We start from the raw sequence: 15,070 nt of genomic DNA on the forward strand, positions 1-15,070 counted from the left end.
TTTCTTTCGCGGCGACATCACGTGCCTAATCAGCCCGACTGTCCGGATCGAGGCGAACTCGGGCTAAGGGAGGAAGGTCAAGAAGCGTCGATCCACCGTCGCAACGCGATGACGACCTCGGCGTCCCCGTAGCCGTCGCCGCCAGTCCAGGGATCGGCTGCGGTGCCTTGCAGCCAGGCCACCACCTCGGATGGGTCGGCATGGCCGCCGGCTTCCAACGCAGCACGCACAATCTCCCCCTCCGGCATGTCCACACGTCGGCGTAGCCAGCCGATCCCATCCTCGGTGTCGAATATGATCCAGTCCGGTGAGGCGTCCAGTGTGACGCAGGCACAGATGGTCAGCGCATGGCGGGCACGGCCATGCCAATCTCCCGCAGGGTGACGCCCCGAAGCACGGTCAAGCAATTCCTCGATGAGCCCCACCGATGGGTCCTCGGTTGGCTGCGTTGAGTGTCGCTTCCCGAACATGGTCACACCGTAGCCGTCCGCAGGTGGAGAGCACGCACTTCGAACATCTTCACGTGCCCGATATGCGGCTACTAGACGATTCCCTTAGGACCGGCGTCTGGCCAGACTCGGTCCAGGTGATCGACGGGCGGCTCTCCATGCGGCTGCCCACCGGCTGTTCTGGTGTGGCTCACTATCGGTCTGCGGCCCGCCGGTCACCGTGACGAGGCGTGGCTCAAGAAGGGACTGCCCTGCTCGTAGTAGCAATGCCCACCTCGCCGTCCACATCGGAACGAGCACAGGCGGGAGCAGCACATGGAGCAGGTCATCATCGGGGTAGATCCCCACAAGTTGTCGGCCACCATCGAGGTCGTCGACCAGCATGAACAGCGACTCGGCTCGGGCCGGTTCACCACCGACCGCGCCGGCTACGCCGCGATGCGGAGCTACGCCAAGACCTGGCCGCAGCGGGTTTGGGCGGTTGAAGGCAGCAACGGTGCCGGGCGCCCACTCGCGCAGCGACTCCTTGAAGACGGTGAGCGCGTCGTCGACGTCCCGGCCAAGCTCGCCGCCCGAGTCCGGCTCTTCGACACCGGCCACAATCGCAAGACCGACGCCCACGACGCCCACGCGGTCGCCGCCGTCGCCGTGCGCACCAGCACCCTGCGCGTGCTGCAGTTCGACGGCGAGCTCGAGGCGCTCCGGATGCTCACGGACCGACGCGAAGCACTCACTCGCCGGCGGGTCCAGACCGTCGACCGACTTCAGGCTCTGCTCGCAGAACTCCTGCCAGGACAGGCGAAACGCGACATCACCACCGGTCAGGCCAAGACCATGCTCGCCTCTGTCCGGCCCCGCGACATCGCCGGCAAGACCCGCCGGCGCATCGCAGCCGAAGAGCTCGCCGAGCTGATCTCGGTCGAGGCCAAGATCAAGAAGGCCACCGCCGAGCTGAAGACGATCGTGCTGGCCCGCGGCTCCCGGTTGATGGATCTGCACGGCGTCGGGCCCGTCGTCGCTGCCCGGACCCTGGCCGACGTCGGCGACGTGACCCGCTTCGCCGACCGCAACCGGTTCGCGTCCTGGACCGGCACCGCGCCCTTGGACGCGTCTTCTGGTGAGCAGAACCGGCACCGGCTCTCCCGAGCCGGGAACCGGCGGATGAACCACATGATCCACATCGCCGCGATCAGCCAGATCCGCCTCGACACCGAGGGCCGCGCCTACTACCGGCGCAAGCGAGCCGAGGGCAAGAAGTCCCTCGAGGCGATCAGGTGTCTCAAGCGCAGGATCTCGGATGCGATCTACCGCCAGCTGCTCGAGGACGCACAGCGATCCGCTGTCGAAGACGTTGGCGCGAGTCCGGGAGGGCACTGCAGGGCGTCTCAAGAATCCAGCGCGGTCGACCTTCCCCTGCACATCGACACTTCGGATCAGCCACTTCCCGGACCCGCGGAGAAGACGCTACGCCGAACCGGTTGACAACAGAAGGGAGCCGGTATGACGCGCCGAACTTTGCCCCAAGGCTGAGGGCCGGGTCGAGAGACCCGGCCCTCCTGCGCCTTCAGCCGGCGTTCCTGGCTTGCACGTCTTGAATATGGCCCATGGCGAGTCGCCTGAACTTCCTTTCGGTGGCGTCAGCGCTCTGGCTTCGGCAGGAGATAGGCCGTTACGGTGCTGACGAGTTCGTGAACAGGCGTCTGGTGTGCAAGGACTAGCGCGGTCGCCGACGCGTCAGAGCGGGACGTAGGTTGGGTCACTCGATGACGCTAGTAGAGTGGGCCGGTGGCAAGGATCGGGTGGGCTGCACTTAGCGGCGAAGAGGTTGAGACCGTCGTGTCCAACCTGACGTACTGAATCGCCCCGGGTCTGATGGAGGCTCTCAATCCTGGGAAGGATGATGAGAGTCATGGCAGCACCGAGGAAGTACAGCGTCGAGCTCCAGCAGCGAGCCACGCGGATGGCGATGGACGCGAGGAAGGACCCGGAGTCGGCGCGTGGGGCGATCAAGCGGGTCGCTGACCAGCTCGGGGTTCACCCCGAGGCGTTGAGAAACTGGGTACGTCAGGGCGAGATCGACGGCGGTGTGCGGCCCGGCACGACCACCGACGATGCGACCAGGCTGGCCGAGCTCGAGCGCGAGGTCCGCGAGCTGCGTCGGGCGAACGAGATCCTGAAGACGAGCGCAGCTTTTTTCGCGGCTGCGGAGCTCGACCGCAGGATCAAGTAGAGGTGCCCACCGCGGTGGTGGTCGACTACATCGACCAGCACCGCGAGGAGTTCGGGGTCGAGCCGATCTGCGCCGTCCTGAAGGACGCCGGCGTCCAGATCGCCCCGAGCACCTACTACGCCGCCAAGACCAGGCCACCGTCCGCACGCGCGGTCCGCGATGCCGAGTTGGTCGTCGACATCAAGACCGCTCACAGGGCGAATCTGGGTGTCTACGGCGTCCGGAAGGTCCACGCCGAGCTCAACCGTGAGGGCGTCAAGGTCGCCCGCTGCACCGTGGAGCGGTTGATGCGAGCCGAGGGCCTGCGCGGGATCCCGCGGGAGAAGACCCGCAAGACCACCATCGGCGACGGAGCGGAGACCGAGCGCCCCGAAGACAAGGTCAACCGGAAGTTCGTCGCCACGGCGCCGAACCAACTGTGGGTGGCCGACCTGACCTACGTCCGCACGCACGCGGGCTGGACCTACGTCGCGTTCGTCCTCGACGTCTTCAGCAGGATGATCGTGGGCTGGCAGGTGTCCACCAGCCTGCGGACCGACTTGGCGTTGGACGCCCTCGACATGGGCCTGTGGGCCCGGCAGCGCGCCGGCCAGGACGTCACCGGCCTGATCCACCACAGCGACAGAGGAGTCCAATATCGAGCGATTCGCTACACCGAGCGGCTCGCAGAAGCCGAGGCCGTCGCATCCGTCGGATCCAAGGGCGACAGCTACGACAACGCGATGGCCGAGGCGCTGAACTCGCTGTTCAAGGCCGAATGCATCCGCAACCCGGTAATGAGGCCCAAGGGCGGCTGGAAGAACGTCGGCGACGTCGAGATCGCCGTTGCCGAATACGTCGACTGGTTCAACCACAGGCGCCTTCACGGCGAGATCGGGCTCGTCCCGCCCGCCGAGTTCGAGGCCAACCACTGGGCGTCACAGCCCGCGAAGCACTACCGTCAGAACCCGGTCCTCACCGAGGTCGGATCCAACTAACCGAGCCTCTACGAAACCCGGGGCGATTCAAAGAGCCTCAGACCCGGGATTCGCGCAGGCGTTTAGTGGGATCCCGCCCACGGGTGCGCATCTCCCGCTTCGCGCAAGGAGGTCGCGTCATTCTGGGCGGAATGACGCGATTGGAACCGCGCACGCGCGGGTCACCAGGGGAGGGCCCCGCTTCACATCACCCGCGCAGGACCTCCACGAACGCATCACCCTGAGGATGAATCAGCCCCACGTCATAGATGTCCAGGAGCCGCACCACCGCATCACTCGGAGCACCGGGGATGAGCACCGCGATCCTCGTGTCGATGGGGAGCCGGTCCAAGGTGCGGTAATACATGGCCTGACCCATGCCGTGGGCCACCAGCACATCGTCCCTGTGATAGACCTTCGCCTCGATCAGGAGCCCACGCGAGGGGTCGAACAGGTCCGCCTCCCGCCCGTTCGCGAAGCGCCGCTTCTTGACCGGGCGCCCCAACCATGCGACGTACCGCCGAACCAGGTCCTCCTCGAGCTCCCGCTCGATCTCGTGGCGTTCGTGTTGCGTCAGGCTGGGATCGGCCAGCATCGCCGAGAGGTCGTCCTGCAGCATCCAGTGGGCACGCACCACCCGGAGCTTGAAGTCCTTCAGATGCTTGTGCATCGCCCAATAGACGTCGCAGTGGCGATAGCGGCCGCCGAGTTCGACGAAGCACTCATAGATCGTCCGACTCGGTTTGTGCCCCGAGCCGGGCCACCCCAGTCCAAGCACCGCATCGGCCACCTCGCGCAGATCGGCCTCAGCGACAGCCTCGGGGTCTCCGGCGGCGAGCGGACGCCGGAACGTGCCTTCCACGGTGTAGACGACCTGATTCGTCCACTCCAGGTCCAACTCCGCCGCCAGGAATGCGTCCCGCACCCTGGTGCGCTCTGAGGCCACCTCCAGGCTGAGCCTGAGTCGAGACGCGGTTCGCTCCAGGAGCGCGTCCCACTCGAGGTTCTCGTCGATGGACTCCAGGATCACCTTGCTGGCGATGCCGATTCGGAAGTCCCGCTCCTGGCCATTGCCAGATCGCTGCCGATCGTTCGGATAGGGCACGGCCATCTCAATCTCCCTGCCACTTCTGCTCCGCGGTGCCCGCGAGTTCGTCCGGGCCTTCTTCGAACTGTGGCACACCTCGGAAATGACGAGCCCGGTTCGCTCCGCGTCCCGTAATCTCCACGAGTGACCACCGACCTCACCGAGCACGACCGCGCCCGCGTCCAACGGCGTACCCTCGCGGTCGTCGTCGCCAGCCAGGTCCTCGGTGGCGCGGGTCTCGCCGCAGGCATCACCGTCGGCGCGCTGATCGCCAAGGACATGCTCGGCTCGGACGGCCTGGCCGGTGTGCCCACCGCACTCTTCACCGTCGGCTCCGCACTCTCCGCGTTCCTCGTCGGTCGCTCCACGCACAGCTGGGGTCGGCGGATGGGGCTCGGTCTCGGCTTCATCGTCGGCGGCCTCGGCGCGATCGGGGTGGTCCTCGCGGCCGAGTGGGACTCGGTGCCGCTGCTGTTCATCGCGCTCTTCATCTATGGCGCCGGCAGCGCGACCAACCTGCAGGCGAGGTACGCCGGCACCGACCTCGCCGCCCCGGCCAAGCGCGGCACCGCCGTCAGCATCGCGATGGTCTCCACCACCCTCGGCGCGGTCGCGGGACCCAACCTGGTCGACCCGCTCGGGCACCTCGCCACCGACCTCGGCCTGCCAGCCCTGGCCGGACCGTTCCTCCTCGCCGCGGCGGCCTACCTCAGCGCAGGTCTCGTCCTGCTCGCCTTCCTGCGCCCCGACCCCTACCTGCTGGCCAGGCGCCTCGACGAGGCCGAGGCCTCCCTCCAACCGACCCCGCGCGAGCCGGTGGCGATCCCGCCTGCCGCGGTCGGCGCCTACGTCGGGGCAACGGTCATGGTGCTCTCGCAGATCGCGATGGTCGCGATCATGACGATGACCCCGGTGCACATGCGCGCCCACCACCACGAGCTCGCCGCGGTCGGACTGGTGATCGGGCTGCACATCGGCGCGATGTACCTCCCCTCCCTGGTCACCGGGGTGCTCGTGGACAGGATCGGGCGTACGCCGATGGCGATCGCCTCGGGGATTACCCTGCTTGCCGCCGGCCTGGTCGCCGCGATCGCGCCCGGCGACTCACTCGGACTCCTCATCGTGGCGCTGATGCTGCTCGGTCTCGGCTGGAACTTCGGTGTCATCGCCGGCACCGCGCTGGTCGTCGACGCGACCGTCCCGGGCAACCGGCCGCGCGTGCAGGGCAGCATCGACGTGCTGATCGCGCTCGCCGGAGCCGGCGGCGGGATCGCCTCCGGAGTCGTCATGGAAGCCTCCAGCTTCGCCTTCCTCTCCCTCGCCGGTGGTCTGCTCGCCCTGGCCCTGATCCCGGTGCTGTTCTGGGCCTCGCGCGATGAAAGCAGGGCCTCGCCGCAGTCCTAACTGCACCAACCATGCGAGGAGAGCGTTGATGAGTGATGTCTGGACGACCGTGCACGCCGAACGGGCCGCCCTGATCGAGGACCTGGAGTCCCTTGCTGCGGCGGACTGGGACCACCCGTCGTTGTGCGCCGGCTGGTCCGTGCACGACGTGGCCGCCCACCTCCTCGACACCGCCCTCACCACGCGCCTCGGTTTCATCGCGGGCATGGTCCGGGTCAGGGGCGACTTCGACCGCCTCAACCAGATCGGCGTACGTCGCCACCGCGGCGCCACGCCCGCCGCAACGCTGTCAGGGCTACGCCGCGCGGCACGGCGTACGACGACTCCGCCTGCGCCGTTGGTCACCCGGATCGTGGAGGAGATCGTCCACGGCGAGGACATCCGTCGCCCGCTCGGGATCGTCCGCAACTACCCGACCGACGCGGTGGTGCGGGCACTGACGCAGCAGCTGCGCACCTCACCGTCGTTCGGGGGTGCCAAGGACCTGCTCCCGCTCGTGCGACTGGTCGCAACCGACACGGACTACCAAGCCGGTGACGGTCCCGAGGTGCGCGGCCCTGCGCTCGCGTTGCTCCTCGTCTCGGCGCGTCGGCGGGCCGGACTGGCGGAGCTCGAAGGTCCCGGACTGGCGGCGCTGACTGCTGCATTGTGAGGATCCGGGGCGCTCACGGATAACATCTCGGCGTGCTCCGGACCCGGCTGGCGGCCTCGCTGCTGCTCACTCTCGTGTTCGTGAGCGGCTGCAGCGACGGTCCCAAGGCGCCGGAGCGGCCCCAGGCCGAGCCCTCCTCCACGGCGATCCCCAGCGAGCTGCAACCTCCGACCGACGGTGCGGTGAAAGACCCGCGGATGGTGTTGGCGCTCGTTCCGGCTGATGCCGAGGTCCTCACCATCACCGACTACACCGAGCTCCGCGCCTACTTCGGGGTCCCGGACCTGACCAGCGACTCGCTGATGACCGACCGCAGTGCCTTCTGGGAGCGGGTGGACCGCGAGGCGATGGTGCTCACCGACGGCCTGCTGCGCGAGGAGAGCTCGCGACTGTGGCTCGACCACGGCTTCAGCCAGGACGACGTGGCGTGGGAGGCCAGGTTCACCAGGCCCCAGGGCCCCGGTCACGTCCTTGCCTTCCGCGGAGACCAGGACATGGATGAGGTGGCCGAAGCGGTCGATGCGGATGTCCCACCGCTGCAGCGCTCCGTGGTCCTTCCCGAACAACACCTGGTCGTCTCGGGCGTCGCCGACGAGGGCGAGCCGGTGCTGGCCTCGGACCCTGCACTGACCGAACTGCTCGACGACGGCACCGCGACGGCGTACGTCCGCACCGACTGCATCCCGATCAACGACGCGCTCGGTCCCGACGCCACCGTCGAGGACCAGGACGCCTTGGTGGCGAAGGTCGACCTGGACGGGCTCGACGACTTCGGCGCCTTCGCGGTCAACGTGACCAACGGCGTCGTCACGGCACGCACCGCCCGCGACCGGACCGACATGCACCTGCGCGCCGACCTGATCGACCTCTGGCCTGAGACCGGCCCGGTGACCTGGCACGACGCCTTCGAAGGGCTGCCCGTTGCCGACGCCGCGACCGGGCGGATCGGCTTCAAGGTGCGCAACCCCGTGGCCGCGGCCGGCCTCGTCCTGGGTGACCACCTGCCGTTCGCCGTGTGCAACGAGCTGGTGCCGCTCGACGAGCCCACCGGCCTCGGCTAGGGCACCCGACCGGCCAACAGCCCGCGCCGAGGTGCGACGTAGTCTTTCGTCGTGTCCGCCCGCCGCCTCCTTGCCCCCAAGTTCTGGGGATTTCACCTGGTGGGGATCGTCTGCGTGGTCGTCGCCACCGGTCTCGGCTTCTGGCAGCTCGACGCCTGGCAGCAGCAACGTGAGCACGAGGCCCGCGACCTGACGCTGGTCGAGCCGAAGCCGCTCGACGACGTACTCGGAGCCGACGACGCGTTCCCCGGCGCCGGCCTCGGCGCGCCGGTCCTGCTCGAGGGTGAGTGGGTGCCGGAGGGGACCGTCTACATCAAGGACCGTGAGTCCGACGGCAAGAACGGCTTCTGGGCGGTGACCCCACTGGCCACCGCCGCGCCGGGCCACCCCGCGATCCTCGTGGTCCGCGGCTGGGCCCCCACCGTCGAGGAGGCCCCGGCGCCGCCCACCGGCAGCGCGGAGTTCGTCGGGCTGCTCCAGCCGACCGAGGGCACCCGCGGGGTCACCGACGACGACCCCACGGACGACGTACTCCCGCAGGTGCGGCTCGCCGACGCCATCCAGCACGTCGACCAGGACCTCTACGGCGGCTATGTCGTGGTCGCCGAGGAGACCGCCGAGGGTGACTGGCCGGTGGGCGAGGACGCGGTCAACGACGGTACGTCGGGCCTCGAGGCGGTCGGTCCCGACCAACTGCCCGAGGCGAAGGCCTCCACCGGCCTGCGCAACTTCCTCTATGCCGTGGAGTGGTGGGTCTTCGGCCTCTTCGCCGGCTTCATCTGGTGGCGCTGGATGAAGGACGAATCCGAGCGGGTAGATTCGAAGCCGTGAAGAACCCCGCCCTGACCCGCTATCGCATCATGGCAACCATCGTCGGTGTCCTGTTGATCGTGCTTATCCTGATCGGCGTTCCGCTGGCGAACTTCGACGGCAGCGGCATGTGGGGCTTCATCCCGAGCACGCCTGACCTGTGGGCTGCGGGCTCGGACCCTCAGCAGGTCGGTGAGGCGATCACGACCTATCTCGGCGTGGCACACGGCTGGCTCTACATGATCTTCCTGATCACCGCGTTCCTGCTCGCGCGACAGGAGCGCTGGGAGATCGGCTACACGGTGATCACGCTGATCTGCGGCACGATCCCGGTGCTGAGCTTCTGGGCCGAGCACCGTGCGACGCAGCGAGTGAAGGCGGAAGACGCCGAGCTCGCCGCCGACGCCGCCTGACGGCGTACCGCCTCCTCGACCGCAACAACTGCAGGTTCGACGCACAAGAATCGCCGGTTCGGCGCGCAACAACTGCAGGTTCGCGCCACAACAAGTGCTGGTTCGACGCGCAAGAAACTGCAGGTTCGCGGAAATGACGAAGCGGCCCCGACCCGCAGGTCAGGACCGCCTCGACAGTCGTACGGCGCGTCTCAGGCGCGCTTGTCGTCCAGGTCGACGACCTCGGCCGGGTTGTCCGGCGTGGTGTCGGCAACCGGCTCGTCGGTCGCGTCCGAGATGGCCTCACCCGGGGTGGCTGCCGCAGCGTCATCCGTGGCGCGCTCGGCCTCCGCGGTGGCGGAGTCGGCCGAGCCAGCCGCACCGGACACGGGCGCGGACGGCGTCACCGGGGCCGCGGGCGTCGAAGCCGCCGGCTTGGGTGCCGGGGCCGGCACGTAGGAGGACTGCCAGTTGTCGCCGGCGCCCTGACCCTTCAGCTTCTTGAAGACCAGGCCACCGATGCCGAGCAGCGCACCGAGGAAGAAGAGCTTCTTCAGCTTGCCGCCCTTCTTGGGCTCCGGCTCGATGCCGCGCAGCTCGTTGACCTTGGTCAGGGCGGCGATCTTGCCCTCGGCGGCACGCTCCGCAGCGCGCTCGCGGCCCTCCGCGATGAGCGGGGCCGCCTTCTCGCGGGCCTCGACTGCCTTCTCCGCAGCCAGCGCGCGGCCCTCGGCGATCAGCGGCGCAGCCTTCTCCATCGCCTCGTGGGTCTTCTCGGCGGCGAGGGCACGGCCCTCGGCGACATAGGGGGCGGCCTTGTCGCGGGCGTCCTTGAGCATCGGGACAGCCTTGTCGCGGGCGTTGTCGAGGGCGGGGCGGATGCTGCCGGCGAGCTCGCTCGCCGAATCGGCCAAGGTGTGCTTCTTGCGTATGCCCATGTCGGACTTCCTCCCGAAGTTGATGTCTCGTTGTCTCGATCAAACACCAAAGCACCAAGCGTTCCAACCGTGGAGCACCCCGAATCGGTGGCCGAGGTGCCTGAAGTTGCTCCGGCCTGCGAAGATCGGGGGAACATCTGACCTCGACGAAAGGCAGTCATGGCTGACCTCCAGGCCACCCTGAAGACCAACAAGGGTGACATCACGATCAACCTCTTCCCGAACCACGCCCCGCTCACGGTGGAGAACTTCGTCGGCCTTGCCGAGGGAACCAAGGACTACACCGACGACGCCGGCCGCTCGGGCGAGAAGTACTACGACGGCCTGATCTTCCACCGGGTCATCTCCGGCTTCATGATCCAGGGCGGTTGCCCGCTCGGCCAGGGCATCGGCGGACCCGGCTACGACTTCAAGGACGAGTTCCACCCGGAGCTGCAGTTCAACAAGCCCTACCTGCTGGCGATGGCCAACGCCGGTCCGGGCACCAACGGCTCGCAGTTCTTCATCACCCTGGGCCCGACGCCGCACCTGAACAACAAGCACACGATCTTCGGCGAGGTGGCCGACCAGGCGTCGCGCGACGTCGTCGACGCGATCGGCACCACCCCCACCGGTCGGCAGGACCGACCGGTCGAGGACATGGTCATCATCTCGGTCGAGATCACCCGCTCCTGAGACGGATCGGTTGAACCCAGATGAGTGATCCCTCGCCCCCCGGGCCGCCGGTCCCGCACTGCTACCGACACCCGGGGCGCGAGGCCTACATCCGCTGCCAACGCTGCGATCGCACCATCTGCCCCGACTGCATGGTGCCCGCCTCGGTCGGCTTCCAGTGCCCCTCGTGCGTGCACGAGGGAGCGAAGCAGACCAGGCAGAACAAGACGGCGTACGGCGGCACGCGTTCGGCCAATCCGGCACTCACCTCGTGGGTGCTGATCGGCCTCAACGTGGCGGTCTGGCTGCTGATCACCGTCACCGGTGGCGCCAAGAGCGACTGGGTGCTGCGGCTCTCGCTGATGGGCCGTGGCCTGTGCAGCGGGGACGGCGGGATGTGGACCCAGGGCAACGGCGAGGCGATCGGCAGCAGCCAAGCCTGTGACCTGATCGCCGCCAGCGGTCGCGAGGCCGCTTGGTTGCCCGGCGTGGCCGACGGTGCCTGGTGGCAGCTGGTCACCAGCATGTTCGCCCACGTCGAGCCGATGCACATCGGCTTCAACATGCTCGCCCTGTGGTTCCTCGGCCCGCAGCTGGAGATGGTGCTGGGCCGGCTCCGCTTCCTGGGCGTCTACCTCGGCTCCGGGCTGGTCGGCTCGGGCGTGGTCTACCTGCTCACCGACCCCTCCACCCACACCCTGGGTGCCTCCGGTGCCGTCTTCGGTCTGATCGGCGCCCTGATCGTGATCGGCTGGAAGGTCGGCGGCGACATCCGCACCCTGCTGGCCTGGCTCGGCATCAACCTGGTGATCACCTTCATGAACCCCGGGATCTCCTGGCAGGGGCACCTGGGCGGCTTCATCGGCGGCGTACTTCTCGCCGGTGCCTTCGCCTTCTCCCCGCGCGAGCGACGCGGGACCTGGCAGCTGGCCAGCTTCATCGTGTTGATGGTCGCGGTGGCCGCGCTGATCGCGGCGCGTACGGCGATGCTCGTCTGAGCCCTGCTGGTCTGAGTACTGCCTGTTCAGCGAACGACAACGGCTGCCCCTCGAGGAGGGGCAGCCGTTGTGTCGTTTTCAGACGCGAGAGCGAGTTATGCACACTGTGGATAACTCCTGTGGAGAACTTACACGCGTGTGTTTCCGCAGGTCAGCGGAGAGTCGCGAGGCTCATTCCCAGCGGGTGGCGTAGGTGAATCCCACCGCCATGAAGCCGATGCCAACCATCAGGTTGACCTGGCCCAGGTCACCGAGCAGCCAGATCTCGCCTTCGGGCTTGTCGGCGAAGATGTAGAACAGGATGATCCAGATCAGACCGATCAGGAAGCAGCCGAGCATGCCGACCACGACACCGCGGCCACGGCCCAGCGGGGTCTTCGGGTGGGCGGCGAAGGCGAGGCCGAGGAAGAGCAGGCCGAAGCCGATCAGCCAGTTCCAGCCGTCGAGCTTGTCCATGCCCGGGATCAGTGTGTCCGGGCCACCGCCCTTCGGCTGCGGGAAGGTGTTCTCGAACGTGCGCAGATCGCGGACGTAGAGCGTCCACAGGACGACGTACACGATGCCCGCGACAATCAGCAGCAGCGAGATCAGGAAGCGGACCGAGAAGATCGGACCGCTGACCTCGTCCGGGTCGTCGAAGTCGAGCTTGAGCTTCTCTTTGGACACCAACATCTCCTCGTAGTCACGTGTGCGTTCGTCACCGCACCCGGGTTAGCGTAGTCGCCATGCCCACCTCTCCACGCGACCACCGCCCCTCCGGGGCAAATGGGGAGAGCCCTGACGGGGCAAATGGGCGGAGCCCCCTTGGGGGCAAGAGCCGTGGGCGCTGGCGCATCGGAACGCCGCTGGTCTTCGCAGCGTGCGGTTCGCTGTTCCTGGTCAGCGCGGTCAACAGTGGGGGCAACGACCTGCGTCCGGGCCGGGTCACGGACATGGCCTCGCTGGTTCGCAGCGAGAGTGCCAACGTGGAGGCCAAGCAGGAGCGGGCCCGCCGGCTGAGCGAGGAGGTCGACGAGCTCTCGGCGCAGGTCGACGACGCGCAGGTACGCCGTACCCGTGCCGCGGCACGCAAGCTCGAGGGACCCGCCGGGTTCCGGGAAGTGACCGGGCATGCGCTGACGGTGACCCTCTCGGACGCGCCCACCGAGCTGCGCAGCGACGCCGAGGACATCAACCGGCTCGTGGTGCACCAGCAGGACATCCAGGCCGTCGTTAACGCGATGTGGCTCGCCGGTGCCGAGGCGATCATGATCCAGGGCCAGCGGATCATCAGCACCACCGGGATCAAGTGCGCCGGCAACTCGGTCGAGCTGCAGGGCATCCCCTATCCGCAGCCGTTCGTGGTCACCGCCATCGGCAATCCCGAGGCGATGCAGCAGAACATCGACAACGACTACGACATCAGCCTCTATCGCGCCGACGCGGCGAACCCCGCGATTCAGATCGGCTGGGACATGGAGGTCGAGGAGTCGGCGACGGCACCGGCCTATGAGGGTCTGCGCGACCTGTCCTACGCTACGCCGCTGACCAGCTGACTCGCCCTCGCTGACTCACCCAAAATTGCGCCGACCCGGCAGTTGTTGACGCAATCAGATGTCAACAAGTGCCGGGTCGGCGCGATGAAGCGTCAACAAGTGCCGGGTCGGCTCAGGGGTCGTTGCCGGGGTCCAGCGGGCCGTCGGGCAGCGGCTCCGTCGTCGTCTCGGGCTCGGTCGGCGTGGGTGTCTCCGTCGACGGAGTCTCGCTCGGCTCCTCATACGCCGAGACCACGATCGTGACGGTCCCGCCCTTGTTCAGCGAGTCACCCTCGCCCGGGCTCTGGTCGATGACCTCACCCTTGGGCTGGGTGGTGTCGGTGCTGGTGACCACCTTGACCTCGAACCCGGCGTCCTTGATCGCCTTCTTGGCCTCGTCCTCGCTCATCCCGACGACACCGGGAATTGTCTCCGGACCGTCGGCGACGAAGATGGTGACCTCGCTGCCGCTCGTGGCGGGCTCACCGGCCGCGGGATTCTGGTCGATCACCTCGCCCTCGGGGTCATCGGTGTCGCGTTCCTCCCGGTTGACCTTGAACCCGGCCGCCTCGAGCTGGTCGGTGGCGTCCTGCTCGGACTTGCCGACCACGCTGGGCACCTCCACGTCGGGCTTGCCGGTGGAGACGACGACCTCCACCTCCGAGCCCTCGTCGACCATCGTATCCGGGGCTGGGTTGGTCTTGATCACCCGGCCCTTGGCGACGTCCTCGCTGGCCGCCTCGGTCGTCGTCGCGGTCAGGCCCTCTGCCTCGATCTGCTTCACCGCCTGCGCCTCGGACTCGCCGATCACCCGGGGGATGGCCACCTGCGGCGTCGGATCGTCGCCCATCCGGGGGATGAACCACGCGGCTGCGCCGATCAGCGCGATCAGCAGGATGCCGATCAGCACCCAGAGCCAGGTGCGGTTCGGCTCCTCGTCGTCCTGGCGGTGGGTGGCCACGGCCGGTTGTACGGCGGGCTGGGTCGAGGTCGGCGCGAGCACCTGGGTGTGGTCGCCGGTGGCACCCACGACACCCATCGGGGCGGCGGCCACGGCAGGAGCCTGAACCGGCCGCCCGGCCAGGTAGCGCTCGATGTCCGAACGCATCGCGGCGGCGCTCTGGTAGCGCTCGTCGAGGCGCTTGGCCAGTGACTTCATCACGATCGCGTCCACCTCGGGCGGAAGCTCGGAGTCGTGCACCGACGGCGGCTGGGCGGGCTCGCGCACGTGCTGGTAGGCCACTGCGACGGGGGAGTCGCCGACGAACGGCGGCCGTCCGGTGAGCAGCTCATAGAGCAGGCAGCCGGTGGAGTAGACGTCGGAGCGCGAGTCCACGGTCTCGCCGCGCGCCTGCTCGGGGGAGAGATATTGCGCGGTGCCCACGACTGCGGCCGTCTGGGTCATCGTCGAGGACGCGTCGGAGACCGCGCGGGCGATGCCGAAGTCCATCACCTTCACGTCGCCGCCGGGGGTGAGCATCACGTTGGCCGGCTTGATGTCGCGGTGGATGATGCCGGCGCGGTGCGAGTAGTCCAGCGCGGAGAGCACACCCGAGGTGATCTCCAGGGCGCGCTCGGGCAGGATCTTGCGCCCTTCGCGCAGGATGTCGCGCAACGTGCGGCCGGCGACGTACTCCATCACGATGTAGGGCTGCGCCACCCCGTCGGGAGCCATCTCCTCGCCGGTGTCATAGACCGCGACGATCGACGGGTGGTTCAGCGAGGCCGAGGACTGCGCCTCACGACGGAATCGCGCCTGGAAGGTGGCGTCGCTGGCGAGGTCGGTGCGCAGCCGCTTGACGGCGACCACGCGACCGAGTCGGGTGTCGGTGCCCTTGCGGACCTCCGCCATCCCACCTCGTCCGAGCAACTCGTCGAGCTGGTAGCGACCACCGACCACGGTCGGCTCCTCGTTCGTCATCGGT

At 68.1% G+C, this 15,070-nt stretch carries 15 protein-coding genes and 1 other annotated feature; of the genes, 10 read left to right on the top strand and 5 right to left on the bottom strand.

Translation table 11 applies throughout. The features are described from left to right. Window positions 1-77: 77 nt before the first annotated feature. Window positions 78-425 carry a hypothetical protein gene (locus tag BJ980_RS11800; RefSeq protein WP_179502468.1) on the bottom strand — a complete coding sequence of 116 codons (348 nt, stop codon included), beginning with the start codon at window positions 423-425 and terminating at the stop codon, window positions 78-80. A 339-nt stretch (window positions 426-764) separates the two neighbouring features. Between BJ980_RS11800 and BJ980_RS11805 the strand changes: the two genes are divergently transcribed. Next, a complete protein-coding gene (locus tag BJ980_RS11805) occupies window positions 765-1,931 on the top strand; it encodes an IS110 family RNA-guided transposase (RefSeq protein WP_179502469.1) in 1,167 nt (388 codons plus the stop codon). A 427-nt stretch (window positions 1,932-2,358) separates the two neighbouring features. After that, window positions 2,359-3,656 (top strand): IS3 family transposase gene (locus tag BJ980_RS11810; protein WP_246279909.1). Its coding sequence is split into 2 segments (ribosomal slippage): window positions 2,359-2,653 and window positions 2,653-3,656, totalling 1,299 coding nucleotides; the frame shifts between segments, so codons are not numbered across the junction. Then, window positions 2,637-2,786, top strand: a sequence feature (AL1L pseudoknot). Its footprint overlaps the gene before it by 150 nt. A 187-nt stretch (window positions 3,657-3,843) precedes the next feature. On the opposite strand, the gene BJ980_RS11815 is transcribed toward BJ980_RS11810, so the two are convergent. Next, window positions 3,844-4,746 carry a hypothetical protein gene (locus BJ980_RS11815; RefSeq protein WP_179502470.1) on the bottom strand — a complete coding sequence of 301 codons (903 nt, stop codon included), beginning with the start codon at window positions 4,744-4,746 and terminating at the stop codon, window positions 3,844-3,846. Between the two features lie 120 nt (window positions 4,747-4,866). Between BJ980_RS11815 and BJ980_RS11820 the strand changes: the two genes are divergently transcribed. The 5 genes from BJ980_RS11820 to BJ980_RS11840 are packed head-to-tail and all read left to right on the top strand — an operon-like array spanning window position 4,867 to window position 9,062. Beyond that, complete coding sequence (locus BJ980_RS11820; protein ID WP_179502471.1) at window positions 4,867-6,126, top strand: MFS transporter; 1,260 nt, start codon at window positions 4,867-4,869, stop codon at window positions 6,124-6,126. A 28-nt stretch (window positions 6,127-6,154) separates the two neighbouring features. Further along, window positions 6,155-6,778: a maleylpyruvate isomerase family mycothiol-dependent enzyme gene (locus tag BJ980_RS11825; RefSeq protein WP_179502472.1), complete on the top strand. Its 624-nt coding sequence runs from the start codon at window positions 6,155-6,157 to the stop codon at window positions 6,776-6,778. 32 nt (window positions 6,779-6,810) lie between these two features. Further along, window positions 6,811-7,839 (top strand): hypothetical protein, encoded by a 1,029-nt coding sequence (locus BJ980_RS11830; protein ID WP_179502473.1) that lies wholly within the window; start codon window positions 6,811-6,813, stop codon window positions 7,837-7,839. 51 nt (window positions 7,840-7,890) lie between these two features. Continuing rightward, window positions 7,891-8,670 (top strand): SURF1 family cytochrome oxidase biogenesis protein, encoded by a 780-nt coding sequence (locus BJ980_RS11835; protein ID WP_179502474.1) that lies wholly within the window; start codon window positions 7,891-7,893, stop codon window positions 8,668-8,670. Next, on the top strand, window positions 8,667-9,062 hold the full coding sequence (locus BJ980_RS11840) for a DUF3817 domain-containing protein (protein ID WP_218855494.1): 396 nt from the start codon (window positions 8,667-8,669) through the stop codon (window positions 9,060-9,062). The genes BJ980_RS11835 and BJ980_RS11840 overlap by 4 nt, the downstream gene beginning before the upstream one ends. A gap of 191 nt (window positions 9,063-9,253) precedes the next feature. Here BJ980_RS11840 and BJ980_RS11845 read toward each other — a convergent pair whose 3' ends face one another. Continuing rightward, window positions 9,254-9,979, bottom strand: a complete 726-nt coding sequence (locus BJ980_RS11845; RefSeq protein WP_179502475.1) for a hypothetical protein — start codon at window positions 9,977-9,979, stop codon at window positions 9,254-9,256. Between the two features lie 159 nt (window positions 9,980-10,138). Here BJ980_RS11845 and BJ980_RS11850 point away from each other — a divergent pair, with 159 nt between their 5' ends. Both BJ980_RS11850 and BJ980_RS11855 read left to right on the top strand, forming a co-directional pair. After that, window positions 10,139-10,654: a peptidylprolyl isomerase gene (locus tag BJ980_RS11850; RefSeq protein WP_179502476.1), complete on the top strand. Its 516-nt coding sequence runs from the start codon at window positions 10,139-10,141 to the stop codon at window positions 10,652-10,654. A 20-nt stretch (window positions 10,655-10,674) separates the two neighbouring features. After that, a complete protein-coding gene (locus tag BJ980_RS11855; RefSeq protein WP_179502477.1) occupies window positions 10,675-11,631 on the top strand; it encodes a rhomboid family intramembrane serine protease in 957 nt (318 codons plus the stop codon). A gap of 171 nt (window positions 11,632-11,802) precedes the next feature. Here BJ980_RS11855 and BJ980_RS19465 read toward each other — a convergent pair whose 3' ends face one another. Then, on the bottom strand, window positions 11,803-12,297 hold the full coding sequence (locus BJ980_RS19465) for a cell division protein CrgA (RefSeq protein ID WP_343047795.1): 495 nt from the start codon (window positions 12,295-12,297) through the stop codon (window positions 11,803-11,805). Window positions 12,298-12,356: 59 nt separating this feature from the next. Here BJ980_RS19465 and BJ980_RS11865 point away from each other — a divergent pair, with 59 nt between their 5' ends. After that, window positions 12,357-13,166, top strand: a complete 810-nt coding sequence (locus tag BJ980_RS11865) for a DUF881 domain-containing protein (protein ID WP_179502479.1) — start codon at window positions 12,357-12,359, stop codon at window positions 13,164-13,166. A 112-nt stretch (window positions 13,167-13,278) separates the two neighbouring features. Here the strand turns inward: BJ980_RS11865 and pknB are convergent, their stop codons facing one another. Then, on the bottom strand, window positions 13,279-15,066 hold the full coding sequence (pknB, locus tag BJ980_RS11870; RefSeq protein WP_179502480.1) for a Stk1 family PASTA domain-containing Ser/Thr kinase: 1,788 nt from the start codon (window positions 15,064-15,066) through the stop codon (window positions 13,279-13,281). Window positions 15,067-15,070 lie beyond the last annotated feature (4 nt).

The sequence above is a fragment of the Nocardioides daedukensis genome, assembly GCF_013408415.1.
Classification (GTDB): domain Bacteria; phylum Actinomycetota; class Actinomycetes; order Propionibacteriales; family Nocardioidaceae; genus Nocardioides; species Nocardioides daedukensis.

Coding starts and splice junctions, on each gene's coding strand:
- BJ980_RS11825 (WP_179502472.1), top strand. CDS start 6,155: ATGAGTGATGTCTGGACGACCGTGCACGCCGAACGGGCCGCCCTGATC.
- BJ980_RS11805 (WP_179502469.1), top strand. CDS start 765: ATGGAGCAGGTCATCATCGGGGTAGATCCCCACAAGTTGTCGGCCACC.
- BJ980_RS11845 (WP_179502475.1), bottom strand. CDS start 9,979: ATGGGCATACGCAAGAAGCACACCTTGGCCGATTCGGCGAGCGAGCTC.
- BJ980_RS11865 (WP_179502479.1), top strand. CDS start 12,357: ATGCCCACCTCTCCACGCGACCACCGCCCCTCCGGGGCAAATGGGGAG.
- BJ980_RS11815 (WP_179502470.1), bottom strand. CDS start 4,746: ATGGCCGTGCCCTATCCGAACGATCGGCAGCGATCTGGCAATGGCCAG.
- pknB (WP_179502480.1), bottom strand. CDS start 15,066: ATGACGAACGAGGAGCCGACCGTGGTCGGTGGTCGCTACCAGCTCGAC.
- BJ980_RS11850 (WP_179502476.1), top strand. CDS start 10,139: ATGGCTGACCTCCAGGCCACCCTGAAGACCAACAAGGGTGACATCACG.
- BJ980_RS11855 (WP_179502477.1), top strand. CDS start 10,675: ATGAGTGATCCCTCGCCCCCCGGGCCGCCGGTCCCGCACTGCTACCGA.